Origin of the sequence: Dapis brunnea BLCC-M229 (genome assembly GCF_050015995.1) — a bacterium.
Taxonomy (GTDB): Bacteria; Cyanobacteriota; Cyanobacteriia; order Cyanobacteriales; family Microcoleaceae; genus Trichodesmium.
In genome coordinates, this window is sequence record NZ_JBNHEP010000223.1 from 53,236 (window position 1) to 66,417 (window position 13,182).

Genomic DNA, 13,182 nt, shown 5'->3' on the forward strand with positions numbered 1-13,182 from the left:
ATCAAATATTGAGGAATTTTTCCCAAGAGCAATAGCAGAAATATTTTCATCTTGTGGAGCTCTCATGAATACTTGTTTTTCCCTGCTCAAATCTTTCCACCCATTCCTCCTGAGTGGAAAAGCACAAATATTTTCATTTTATGAAGCTCCTGAAAAAAATCGCGAGTCAAAGGATTTTCGGCTGCATCCTCACAAAAATTGTGATATGATAAAATTTAAATGACTTTTTATTCAACTAAAGATGGTATGGTTTCGAGAGTGATAGAACTCCGTTCCGCTTCGCGATCGTGTAACATGCACCGGTGAGAGGCATCTTGCCTGTGCTACAAATACATTACCTATTAATTAGGGCTTGCTGAATAATCATAAAAGCATTGACATATAAAGATTTTAGCTTTTTTTTATCTAAAAAAGTACCTGCTTTTGGGTTGATCAAGCTCAAAAAGTTAGCATAAAAGGCAGACAACGGCAGAAAAACCAAGGGAAAATTCTGACTCCTACCTCCTTTGTAATTCCCGTTCCTCGTGACTCCTGACTCCTACCCTTACCAAAAAACTTTTTTCAGCAAAGCCTAATTAAAATATCGACTACTTTATTTAACTCGACAGAATGAGAAGCTTTAAAAAGAACTAGATCGCCTGGTTGTAAAAACTCTTGTAAATGTCTAGCTAAATTCTGGTGAGCATCATCAGCAGTAATATCTTCTACTTCTATAAACTGTAAACTAGCAGCACCTATAGCCATTGCTTCTGCTTCCTCAAAATCAGCCAAAATAAATAAACCATCAATATTCAAATTTCGTACAACATTACCAACTTGTTGATGGAATAAAATTGATTTATCCCCCAATTCTTTCATAGTTCCCAACACAGCAATATGACGTTTTCCCGGAGTTTCAGCTAATAAATTTAGAGCTGCAATCATCGACTCTAATCCAGCATTATAACTTTCATCTAGAATCACAATATCATTATCTAGATTAAATCTTCTTGCTCTACCTTCTGGTAATTGAACCAATAAATTATTAGTCAAAGGTTCAAATAGAGTTTTTGTCGGAATATTTTTTCCATGAAGCACTTTCAACACTGCCAATGCTGCCAAATAATTAGAAGCATTATGACTACCAGGTAAAGGTAAAGGTAAATCCACACCCTCAACATTTATAGTTTGAGAATCAATTAATGTTCCTTGTAAATCTCCACCTTCTAAACCATAAGTAAAAGTTTCTCCCGACCAAACTTTAGCCGCAGTTTCTATCAACCGTCGATTATCATAATTTAGAATAGCAATACTATTATTAGACATTTCTCTTAATAATTCACACTTAGCTTCAGCGATCGCTTCAACAGAACCCAAACGACCAATATGAGCAGTACCAACATTGGTAATTAAGCCAATTGTTGGATTGGCAATATGTGTTAATTCTGCTATTTCTCCAGGTCCTCGCATTGCCATTTCTATCACAGCATAATTATCATTAGCAGAAAGTCGTAGTAGAGTTTTAGGTACACCTATTTCATTATTATAATTAGCTTCAGTTTTCAGCACTTGACCCTGAGTTGCTAAGACTTCAGCGATTAATTCCTTAGTAGTTGTTTTACCTACTGAACCAGTGACTGAAATCACAGAAATATCAAATCTATCTCGCCACCAACGAGCAATTTTTTGGTAAGCTTTTAAAGAATTTTCTACCCGTAATATAGGTACGTTATTTGACAGTTGTTCAACCTCATTATTTAAAGTATATTCTTGTTCAAGAATCACACAAGAAGCACCTTTTTCAATTGCCTCCTTTATAAAGTTATGGCCATCAAAATTTTCGCCTCGTAATGCCAAAAATCCTTCACCAGATTGTAAGTTACGAGTATCTGTGTTTATACCTGTAATTAATTTGTTTTCTGGAATCTCAAAATCTGTAAGTGTTGTAGCAGTCAAGATTTCAGTTAGTTGGAATAGGGTAATGCGACAAACCATAGCTATTGGCAGTCCTCCTGAAAGATGTGTAATAATTATATAAGAGTATTTGTTATTGTTGAATTCAATTTATTTTCTGGAATATAACTGAGTAACCAAAACAAAATCAAAAGTTTAAATAATTCTCAAAAGTTATAGAGAATATTTTTTTGTAGCTTGGCAAATATTGTCATAATGTTGAACTCAGATGAGGCAAAAATCTCAGATTGTATTACTCTAATCTAAAGCAAAATTATGACAAAGCCTAGTAGTCTTGAATTGTCAAAAATAGCATATATCATGACCATGAATAGGTTGTGAATAAATGTAGGTTGTTGACCCATGTCTATACCTTTATATTTTCCCAGACTTTTATCTAAGGTTACTTTTCATGTCCTATTTAGGATAGCTGTATTCATTAATGGATATTAATGGATAATAGATAATTACCTCTCCCTAAAACATATTGGATTGACGCGGAGCGTGAAAATTTTTTCTTCTCGAGAGGAGATTGGATATGGCTAGGTTTCCCCACCATCCAATCCTAAGGTCATGCTCCGCAAACGAGAGGCTTTTTACTTTAATTATTCGGTAATTTAAGTTTTCTCTGACCTCTCTGTGGGTAATACCATGCATGAAAAAAGAATGTTACGAATAATAAACAGTATTAAAAGACTCGATCGTCCATGTCTATTTGACGAAAAATATAAATTACGACATAAAAAATATAGCAATCCTATTTAAGTTGTAATATTTTGGTGGTAGTTAGGAGTCAGTCCTCAGTCCTCATGAGTCAGAATTTTCAAGGTTTTTGGTTAATATTAACTATTCTCAAAATTTTCACAAATCATTTAGGATTGCTATAGTATAAAACCTATTAATTATGACTCGGTCTGACTGACTTCCCCTCCCAGGAGGGGTTAGGGGTGGGTTGACTTCCAAGAAATAGCCTAACTATTTGCAGCAAACATTTATCAATTTGGTATAACAGCAAGTTCCATATACTAAACCCTTAGCTCCTTGGCAATTAATATCTATGAACATAGTTAATCATCTATTAATACCAATACTCCAAAAATGTGGTATTTTTGATGCTGATGGTAATCAAATAGTAAAAAATCCTATTTAGTTCAGAAGTTGGTAATTATTTATGACTCAGTTCAATTAATATCTATATTACCTAATTTTCGCAAAATCTTTACCAAAACTTTATAAAAACTCCGTAAATTTTGAAGATAATAAAACTAATAGAAATTAGTCAACCGTGTAATTTAAAGTGTTAGGCGCTACCAGATATGATTTTTTCTGAAAAAGAATCTAGGTAAAAACTATATATAGTAAAGTCAATAGCTATCAGATCGGAAATCCTATAGACAACTCGATCAAAACCAGAGATTAGCAATTGTTCCCATAGCTAACGAGACTGGAATCGAAAAAAAATAAATTGGGGAAGATATAAAATGAAAAACTTTATTGATGAATATAAACAAGACAAATCCCAGTATGAACAGTATATCTATAACCATTTTCTCCAATTGATAGACCTAGAGTCATCAGAAGAGATAATTGAAAGGTTTAGGATTTTATTTATTAATGGTTCTGGATATCCTGACAGAGAGGTAGCTAAAGCACTCGAAAGAATTATTGTATTATTGCAAGTTGAGGAAGAATTTAATTTTATCCTAAATCGCTGTTGTCATATAGTTATTAATAGAAAGCGACCCTATAACTATAAAAAAGATGTGTTGCTAGACTTAATTAAACTTTTTGATAGTATCAAGAATAAAACAGTACACCGTTACTATGCTTCCCGCAGTAGCAAGAAACTATTTGACCTGGTTAAGGCATTCACAACAAGTGAGCAGTATTTAACTTTAAAACGTTTTGCAGAATTAATAAACCAAGAAACAAGAAGTTATAGAAACACTCATAGTGCTTTAGCTCAACCTTTGAGAACTCTAATTCCACGTTATCCTTACTTATACCAACATTGTTTAATTACCTCAGACAATAGCTATGAACATCAGCAAGCTATTAAAAAGATGCAACGACAAAATCAGAAAAAATTTGAAATAAACTTATCCCACTATGTCACTCATCAAATTAGACATAGGATAATAACTACCTCAACGTTTACAGAGTCTAGTTGTAAAAATACAAACAAAATTCAAAATCCTACTCTTTTGAGCGATCGGGAATTATTATCAGCTATTAGACAATTTGTAGGTAAAGTTGAAAATGGTTATAACTACCAAGATTATGCCAAAAGTTTCCTAACTCATGCCAGGCAACCTCAATCTTATCGTTGCTTTAAAGAAAGCTTCTATGAATATTTAAGCTCATCATTTGATGTAGACTCCAGGTATATTAAGTATCAGTTCAAGGACAAACTATATAAGCAACTAAAAAATACCATGTCTCACAATGATGATAAACAATTTAACGACTTTTTACTGATGAGAACCTGTAATCAAATGTTAGGGTTTTTGGTTGTAGAAAGCATTCAAAAACCACAGCACTTTTTATTTCTTAACCTGATGGCAAACATGGGTCCAATAGCAACTACCAGTCTCCTCCTAAAAATAGTTTTGGTTTGCTATAGAGTCAAACCATACCTAGAAAAGCGATTTGCAATACTATTTAACCATTATGAAGCATCTACAAGAGAAGCAGTGAAATGGCTGGTGAAAGCATTAGAAAATATACAAGTTGCCTTAAGTACCAACTTTGGCAGGATCGATATATCTTTTATTCATTAAAAGATATGAGAGTTTCTTGAACAAGTCAGTAATAATATTATCACTAGACAAAATTCAAAAAAGATACCTTAAGTAAAATCATCTGAAAAACTATATAAAAGATTTACTCTACTCCTAAATCCTGATTCCTAACTCCTACCAATCCAAACTTTGTAGCAATATTTTATGAAACTGGTATAACTTAGCTTAGGGAATAATTTTGCAACTATCTTGCACCTATAGGTAAACTATTAATAACTAAATTATAGGCGAAGTACAGAACAATAGAAAAAGTAATGACCCAAGTGTTACTCAACGAAAACGAAGGAATAGAGTCGGCCATCCGGCGATTCAAACGTCAAGTTTCTAGAGCAGGTATTCTTGCAGATGTGAAAAAGCGTCGATACTTTGAAACCCCTCAAGAAAAACGTAAGAGAAAGGCAGTAGCAGCACGGCGTAAAAAACAGTTTTATTAAAGTATTACTTGATAGCTAAAAAATTCATCAGATATATTTAAAATTTTGATTAGGGTTAAGAAATTTTAGCCTAAAGGTTTTGTTACTGTGGCTAAACTTATCAAAACTCTAATTATATATAGCAATTCTCAGCTCTGAGTGAGGTAGAAAATTCAAGGATGAAAAGGGAACATAAAACAAGAGAGAAATATAGCTCACTAACTTGAGAAATACTATAAACAGCCGTTTTGCTCCGCAACATCAAAAGTGTTTAGTCTGTCGCTGACATGAATGCGGAGCATTGCGTAAAAAAACTTTGCGCCAGTAAAATTTACACTACTAATTTTAAAAAATATAGTAGGAATATTAAAGTATAATTTAAAAATATTAAAATATGAACTGTTGACTGATAAAGAATAATAGGAAACATAGAAAATGAGGGAGAGTAGGAAATTTTTATGGAATCTCCTTACAAGAATATTTTATTTATAACTGATTATCTGAAAATGATATAAGTATGTAAATAATAGTTATATATATATAGTGATTCCCATATTAATAAGGTATAGTATTTTTTTATTCCCTATTTCCTATTCCCTAAAATCCAAAACTTGTGTATCTCTACAAGGGTTATAATTCCTATATTTTGATCGGCTCTATAACTTTATTTATATACTATACATGAAAAAATAATATTACAAATAGTGAGCTAGGATGGTCAAACTTCTGGTAACATGAATATTTGAAGATTTAGTGAATACCTAAAACCTACCACCTAATAAATAAAAATTATTTCTAGCAAACATTTATCAAACTGGTATTAAAAACAAGGGAAATGATTAAATTAATTATAGATACAGCCTATTTCATGTAAGTGTGGCACAGTGATTCTAGTAGATTTGATTAAAGACATGAAAACTTTATTCTATACTTCAAAAACTATTTAAAAATTTAGTGTCACTGTACCTCATCAACCTGGAATCCGCTGTATCACTCAATATTGTACTCTGAAAAATATTTCTTGCTACTAAAGGATGTTAGTTGCCGGTCTGATTAAATCCAGGCGAAAAAGCAAATTAAGAGCTACAGTTATATCTGAAAAAATTGACGTTAGTAGCAAAAAATTACTGAATTTTGCAGTTTACTTCCTAGCTTTAAAAAGGATATAAAAATCCAGATAAATACTTCGATAAAACCGTCAAATTTACTTGATGAAAATATAAATAAAACTTGAAAAAAATCAATCAAAAACATAACAAATTGTTTATTTTGAAGCGAAAAATATCCGAAAATGAATCTAGATAAAGAACTAGACAAAACAATATCAAGCTTTGCAGATATTCAAGCAGAACTTAACATCTGTAACGCTAAAGATGCTTTAAAAGACATCGTAACTAATCTGGATTTAACTCCTGAAGAAAGAGCAGGATTAGACTCAGAAATTTCCGGGTTAGAATCAATGTTAGAAAAGTTAGAAAAAGCTGCTGTTTATATTGCTGTATTTGGCATGGTAGGCAGAGGTAAATCTTCACTTCTCAATGCCTTATTAGGAGAAAAAGTATTTGAAACAGGTCCAATTCATGGTGTTACCAAAACTACCAAAATTAAACAATGGGAATTGGGAAGAGAAAATTTAACAGAAATAGAATCATCATCTACAAATTCTCTTACTTCCTACAGAATATCTCAAGTGGAACTGATTGATACTCCTGGTATAGATGAAGTAGATGGAGAAACTAGGGAATTAATGGCGCGACAGGTAGCTAAACAAGCAGATTTACTTCTATTTGCTGTAGCAGGAGATATTACTCAAGTAGAATATGAAGCTCTTTCTTACTTACGAGATGCTGGTAAACCAATTTTGCTAGTGTTTAACAAAATAGACCAATACCCAGAAGCAGATAGATTAGCTATATATAATAAAATTCGTGATGAACGAGTTCGTGAATTACTCTCGCCAAATGAAATAGTTATGGCTGCAGCTTCTCCACTAATGGCTAAAGCAGTGCAACGTTCTGATGGTAGTCTTAGAGTAGAGATGGTGCGAGGAGAACCTCAAGTAGAAGATTTAAAGCTGAAAATATTAGAAATTTTAGATCGAGAAGGTAAATCTTTGGTAGCCCTCAATAGTATGCTCTATGCTGATAATGTTAATGAGCAGTTAGTACGCCGGAAAATCGAAATTCGCTCTCAAAGCGCAGATCGGGTCATTTGGAAGGGAGTAATGACTAAAGCAATGGCGATCGCTCTCAACCCTGTAACTGTAGTAGATATTCTCAGTGGGGCAATAATTGATGTAGCTATGATATTGACTTTATCCAAGTTGTATGGTATTAGGATGAGTCAAAGCGGAGCAGTAGATTTATTACAAAAGATAGCTATTAGTATGGGTGGTATAACTGCCAGTGAATTAGTAGCAAATCTAGGACTAAGTTCTTTGAAAGGATTATTGGGTTTAGCTGCACCTGTTACTGGAGGATTGTCTTTAGCACCCTATTTGTCTGTCGCAGTGACTCAAGCAGCAGTGGGAGGTTTATCATCTTATGGAATTGGGCAAATAACCAAAACTTATCTTGCTAATGGTGCATCTTGGGGAGAGGAAGGTCCGAAAGCTGTGGTGAGTAATATTTTGGCATCTTTGGATGAAAATTCGATTATGGGTCGTATTAAAGATGAGTTAATTAGTAAGTTAAACATCAAAGATTTCAGTTTGGAAAAAGGCAACAGGCAAGACTAAGTTAGAAGGATTTGTAATTAATTTTGCCTAGTTACTTAACAATCAATAATAACAAAGCAAGTAAAAAAATATTACTTCAGAGTAGTTGAATAATTTATTGCTTCGGAAGATTAGTAATTTAGAGTAAGTTGATCATAGATTATTGACTAAGGAGAACTCTGATTCTATTTATTCTGGAAATTTGAGTTGAGTTTCTACAAAATTTTTCCTAAAAAAGGGTATTGATAGATAAGGTATGTTTTAGTGTCAACTTTTATATATCCCTTATATGATCAAGGTTTCATAATCGAAATGTTAGCTGTGAAACTCAATTCAAAAAACGAATTAAGAAGTACCGAAAGTTAAGTAAGTCATTATCTAAGAAAACTAAAGGGTCTAAAAGATCTGAAAAAGCACGGGCTAGAGTGGCTAAGTTCCATGCTAAACTCAAAGATACGCTTGACAGATTTTCTGCATAAATTATCTACTAAAATAATTCGTGAAAACCAAACAATTATTTTAGAAGTATGACAATGTTTCTGGCATGGTAAAAAACCGCAACCCACCCCCATCCCCTCCACCGGAGGGGAGCAAGAGGGGTGGGTATCTGATGCGCGGTTGGCGACAATTTAGAAGTTTATTGGAAGGAAAAGCTGAGAAAAAGGATCGTGATTTTAGAGTAATTAGCCGTTGGGAACCTACAAGTCAAGTTTGCTCAAATTGTGGCTTTAAAGGTGGCAAATTAGACCTTCAGGTGCGAGAGTGGGAATGCCTTAACTGTGGTGCAAAACACGTTCTTAGACAAGAATGCAGCAATAAATATATTAGTCGCTCTCTGGCAGTCCGAGACATTAAAAGGACGCGGAGGCAAGCGTAACCCACCCCCATCCCCTCCCGGGAGGGGAGCAAGAGGGGTGGGTGCAGCAGCCCGTGAAACGTCAACCCGCCGTGGGGCTAAGGCTCGGTAGGAATCCCCGTGCCTTTAGGTCGGGGAGGATGTCAAAGAGTAGAGTTCTATCGTATATCATTGATATCTCAACCGCCATACTTCCATACCTAGATACCTTCCCAAGGACGATAACCTTGTCTCAACATCTCATATTCTTGATTGATTTCTCTGTCTAAAGAAATATAAGAAACTCCTTTCTTAATCTTTTCAATGGTAGCCTGCATACAGGCTAATCCTGCTTTATACTCCGAAATATTTGTCACGTTTATCCGAAAGCCAATTTTCTTTGTAAACATTGAGCTTAAAGGTAAAAGTGTAACCTTTCCAATTTGAGAAAAATATTCACCCAATTTATAACTATCCGCTATCCCTAAACTCTTCATCCTAGATTCTAGTTCTGAGTTAAACCCAATATTGACAAAAGGCCCTGCACAGCTACTTTTTATAATCTTCATTCCCATAGCCAAGAAATCAGAAGTCATCAGAAAAGCTTCAGCATTAGTCCTCAAGATCTCTAACTCTTTTCTCAATTCTTCACGATGATTCAAGTCTCTTTTGTTTAGAGCCCAAGAAGCTGTAAGTACCTCTGCATTGGTGTAACGAATATGTGCTGCGACAACAAAGCGCTTAATGTCCTTCACAAGCTCCTCATTCTGACTCGTCAAAAAACCTACTTTGCCAATACCGTCAATTCCAAATTGTCTTCGCATTCCACAGGTTGTAATAACTAAATCTGAGCGACTACTCACACTAGCCACTGAAACTTGGTCATTTTCTATTGCTTCAGTTCCTGAAAAATACAGATCATTAATGATTAGGATATTATGTTGATGCGCGACCTCGGCTAATTCTTTTAACTCATCTGCACTATAAATTTGGCACCAGGGATTATTAGGGGTTTCCAGTATAAAAGCAGCAATTAGATATCCATTCTTTTTTGCAGTACAAATGACTTCTTCCAATTTGTCTGGCTTAATCTTAAAACTAGAGGGACAAACTTCTACTAAATGCCGATTAGTGCCACAAAATATATCTATATTATGGTTGTAGCGAAAGTTACCTTCTGGATAAATGACTGTAATAGGTTTAACATTTCCTCCCATCCGTAATAATCTATCTTTGGAGGCTAGAATCGACATTTTAATAAGAATTGTTGAAGTCTTAGGGAAAATAGCTACAGATTTCGGATCAACCTTAGGAAAAGAGGGAATTAATCCAAAAATCTTTTCTGCACCTAGATTAGCAAGAATTTCTGGCACAGTTACTTTATGAGAATCGATTAAATACTGGGCAGGGTAAGATGCATATAAATTCTCCATTTCTAGCATTAGATCTTTCTTCTTATATTCAGGGGCATCTGAATGACCCAGATCAACCTGACCTTGATAGCGTTTAAGTTTTCTAAATAATTCATACTCTTCTGTTGAACGTGATTTCATCATAAAATTTCGCTAAGCAGGAAAAGTGCCAGTTTTAACGGCTGTATGGAAAGGAGTCAGGAGGAGAGAGAACCACTTTCATTTAGTAATTATGACGACGGGAGAATTTTTTTTATGTCCAATCAAACGTATTTGATATTATGATTAGATGAAGCGATCGCCTCTCCCTTACGGTTTTAACCAGAGGTAATTATCCATTATCAATTATCAATTAATGAACTACCTACCTTAATAGTTTAAGTTTGAGTCTAGGGAGAACGGGTTATAGCATTTTGAGATTTCCCATTCTCCCAAATCAAAAATTTTGTCAGAACTTTTAATAACTATTTATTCTTAGTTTTAAACTGTTCTAACCATTCCTGAATTTGAGAAGAAGCAATATCTCGTCCTCCCAAACCAAAAGCTAAAGCAATAGCTACTGCCATTGCTCCCATGAAAAGTCCAAAAGCTAGATTCACAATGCTGGGAGCAATACCCATTTGTTGCAGAGCCATAGCTGAGACTAATACAATAATTCCAATCCGAGCAAGCTGACCCAAAAGTTTTGCTTGAGAATTACCAGAACTGGTAATTAAATTATAAGCAAGGTTAGCCAAGTACAAACCTATGGCCAACACTACCAAACCATAGAGAACCCGACCTGCAATTAATATTACTACGTTAACAATTAAGGTCAGAGCCTCAAGTTGCATAATCTGAGTAGCTGAAACTGTAGCAAATAGGATAATGGCCACAAAAGCTACAAGGCCAGCAATTTCAGATGGAGTCCGCGTAGTACCAGGTCCACCCTGAATTACAGTTGCATTTGGGTCGCTAGATGGGGAAGATGGTGGAGTGGAAGTTAAACCAAGCCAATTGAAAAGGTTATTAAAGCCAATACTTGTCAGAAGATTAGTAACTAAATCTTTAACAAATTGACCAACAAAGTAAGCAATTGCAAGAACTACAACAGCCGCAAAGATTTTGGGGACAAATGTCAAAATATTGTTGAGCATCGCCACTGCTGGAGTAGTAATGGCCTCAATATTCAGAGCACTCAGAGCAGCGATCGCTACAGGAATCAATATCAGTACATAAACAACCGTACCAATAATCGCAGAAAGATTTTGACTGCCACTGGTTTGACTCATGCCCAACCTGGTGCCCATTTGATCCACACCTGTAGCAGCGAGTAGATTAGTAACAACTTTCTTAACCACAGTAGCGAGTAACCAACCAACTGTAGCCAGAATAACAGCCTTAAGAATCCTGGGCAGAGCTTGTAAGATTTGATCCACCATGTTTTGAACAGGTTGTAGAGCAATCTGTAGTTGCAAAGCTTCCAGAATTACTGGCAAGAATAGTAAGAAAATCAGCCAATATATGGCATTAGCAATAGTATCGCTAACATCCATTTGACTTTCTGCTTGTCCATCACTGACCTGCTGATTCAGACGGTCATTTAAACCAAATGTTTTAAGTCCTCTGCTTACTGCTAATTTAGCTATAGTTGCCACTAACCAGGCAATACCTAGCCAAATCAGGGCAGCCGCTATATTAGGTAAGAAGCTAGTTATTTCTGTGAGGAAAGCATTGAGAGGTTCAGAAACTGCGGTTAGCTGAAGCTTGTCAAAGAAGGCTATCAGAACAAAGATCATAATGATCCAGAACACTACAGAAGATATCCATTTCTCCACTGGTAGATTCTGAGCTTGTTCCTGACTGCCTGTCACCCAACTAGCAATTTTGTTATCAATATTAGTCTTCTTGAATAGTTTTCCAACTATGCCGGAAATAATCCCAGCAACTATCCAGCCTACAACTAGAATTGCAATTGCTGTTATCATGTCCAAAATTAAAATTTTGTTAAAATTTTGGGACAGCATATCTACAGGAGTTGTTGGAGTTTGTGCGAAAATATCTGAGGCTAACATCGGATTAGCCTGAATTGGTTCACTGAGGTTGATTGATTGTGTGATGCTTTGCCAAGTGCCATTCATGCTTTTCTTGGGTTAATGTGAGTTTGAATTAGCAATCAGAATGATTGCTTTTATATGTCTAATAGCTTGAAGTTGACATCCTCTCGGGCGGGTTAGGCACAGAGATACTTACCGAGCCTTAGCTCCTCAGCGGGTTGACGTTTCATTAGATACTGCACCCACCCATTTTGCTCCCCTCCCGGGGGGGGGATGGGGGTGGGTTACGCTTCCCTCCACGTCCGTTTAATGTCTCCGAATGCCCTCCGGCGACTAATATATTTATTGTTGCGTTAATGATAATGCTTTTTTTGAAACAAAATCAACTAAAAAGTCGTGCGCTTATACGCCAGGCTTTAGACCCTATTTTTCGGTAACTATGCAATTTAGTCAAGTTTTCGAGCAACATATTTTAATTCGTGCCAGTGCCACTATTGTAGAACGTTGTATTACAGATAACATTCTTATGCACAAGTGGTTAAATCCAATGCTACGTTGTGAACCTGTGGGTAAATGGGATACATTTGTGGGAAGTCGTAGTAGATTCATCATAAATATTCCTTTTTTACAACCTTCTTTATATAGTGTTGTAGCTGAACGAGAACCTGGTTTAATTGTTTGGGAATTTCAGGGTTTTTTCCAAGGTCGCGATCGCTGGGAATGTCAACCTGAACCTGAAGGTACTCGTTTATTAAATCGTTTTGAATTTGAGATACCTAATCCTATAATAAGGTTTGGTTTTAATCAGTTTGCTGCTTCATGGACAAAAGCAGACATGGAAGCTCAACTAAGACGCTTGAAGAGAGTAGCAGAGGAGCAATACTATCATAATTAGGGAGTAGGGAATAGGGAATAGGGAATAGGGAATAGTTAAGATAAATGGGAATTATAGAGGAGGCAGTCGGAAGAATTATCCCTTGATTTTTCTGCAATTATTCTGCCTAAAATGCTAACTTTTTGGGCTTTTAAATCCGAAA

Annotated in this window: 8 protein-coding genes; 5 read left to right on the top strand and 3 right to left on the bottom strand. The window is 35.3% G+C overall.

Annotated elements, in window-relative coordinates; all coding sequences use genetic code 11:
- Positions 1-561: 561 nt before the first annotated feature.
- On the bottom strand, positions 562-1,974 hold the full coding sequence (locus ACP6PM_RS24630) for a UDP-N-acetylmuramoyl-tripeptide--D-alanyl-D-alanine ligase (RefSeq protein WP_426589321.1): 1,413 nt from the start codon (positions 1,972-1,974) through the stop codon (positions 562-564).
- A gap of 1,439 nt (positions 1,975-3,413) precedes the next feature.
- Here ACP6PM_RS24630 and ACP6PM_RS24635 point away from each other — a divergent pair.
- The 4 genes from ACP6PM_RS24635 (at position 3,414) to ACP6PM_RS24650 (ending at position 8,739) form a co-directional block, all read left to right on the top strand.
- Positions 3,414-4,712, top strand: a complete 1,299-nt coding sequence (locus ACP6PM_RS24635; RefSeq protein ID WP_426589323.1) for a hypothetical protein — start codon at positions 3,414-3,416, stop codon at positions 4,710-4,712.
- A gap of 275 nt (positions 4,713-4,987) precedes the next feature.
- Positions 4,988-5,167, top strand: coding sequence for a 30S ribosomal protein S21 (gene rpsU, locus ACP6PM_RS24640; RefSeq protein ID WP_426589325.1), 180 nt, complete (start codon positions 4,988-4,990; stop codon positions 5,165-5,167).
- 1,270 nt (positions 5,168-6,437) lie between these two features.
- A complete protein-coding gene (locus ACP6PM_RS24645) occupies positions 6,438-7,883 on the top strand; it encodes a GTP-binding protein (RefSeq protein WP_426589327.1) in 1,446 nt (481 codons plus the stop codon).
- Between the two features lie 523 nt (positions 7,884-8,406).
- A complete protein-coding gene (locus ACP6PM_RS24650; protein ID WP_426589329.1) occupies positions 8,407-8,739 on the top strand; it encodes a zinc ribbon domain-containing protein in 333 nt (110 codons plus the stop codon).
- 179 nt (positions 8,740-8,918) lie between these two features.
- On the opposite strand, the gene ACP6PM_RS24655 is transcribed toward ACP6PM_RS24650, so the two are convergent.
- Complete coding sequence (locus ACP6PM_RS24655) at positions 8,919-10,253, bottom strand: aminotransferase class I/II-fold pyridoxal phosphate-dependent enzyme (protein WP_426589331.1); 1,335 nt, start codon at positions 10,251-10,253, stop codon at positions 8,919-8,921.
- A gap of 320 nt (positions 10,254-10,573) precedes the next feature.
- Positions 10,574-12,229, bottom strand: a complete 1,656-nt coding sequence (locus ACP6PM_RS24660) for a mechanosensitive ion channel (protein WP_426589333.1) — start codon at positions 12,227-12,229, stop codon at positions 10,574-10,576.
- Positions 12,230-12,584: 355 nt separating this feature from the next.
- Here ACP6PM_RS24660 and ACP6PM_RS24665 point away from each other — a divergent pair, with 355 nt between their 5' ends.
- Entirely contained in the window at positions 12,585-13,040 is a 456-nt protein-coding gene (locus ACP6PM_RS24665) for an SRPBCC family protein (RefSeq protein ID WP_426589335.1), read from the top strand.
- Positions 13,041-13,182 lie beyond the last annotated feature (142 nt).

What these genes read in the sequence shown, in the direction of transcription:
- ACP6PM_RS24630 (WP_426589321.1), bottom strand. Translation starts at nt 1,974, where the DNA reads ATGGTTTGTCGCATTACCCTATTCCAACTAACTGAAATCTTGACTGCT.
- ACP6PM_RS24635 (WP_426589323.1), top strand. Translation starts at nt 3,414, where the DNA reads ATGAAAAACTTTATTGATGAATATAAACAAGACAAATCCCAGTATGAA.
- rpsU (WP_426589325.1), top strand. Translation starts at nt 4,988, where the DNA reads ATGACCCAAGTGTTACTCAACGAAAACGAAGGAATAGAGTCGGCCATC.
- ACP6PM_RS24645 (WP_426589327.1), top strand. Translation starts at nt 6,438, where the DNA reads ATGAATCTAGATAAAGAACTAGACAAAACAATATCAAGCTTTGCAGAT.
- ACP6PM_RS24650 (WP_426589329.1), top strand. Translation starts at nt 8,407, where the DNA reads ATGGTAAAAAACCGCAACCCACCCCCATCCCCTCCACCGGAGGGGAGC.
- ACP6PM_RS24655 (WP_426589331.1), bottom strand. Translation starts at nt 10,253, where the DNA reads ATGATGAAATCACGTTCAACAGAAGAGTATGAATTATTTAGAAAACTT.
- ACP6PM_RS24660 (WP_426589333.1), bottom strand. Translation starts at nt 12,229, where the DNA reads ATGAATGGCACTTGGCAAAGCATCACACAATCAATCAACCTCAGTGAA.
- ACP6PM_RS24665 (WP_426589335.1), top strand. Translation starts at nt 12,585, where the DNA reads ATGCAATTTAGTCAAGTTTTCGAGCAACATATTTTAATTCGTGCCAGT.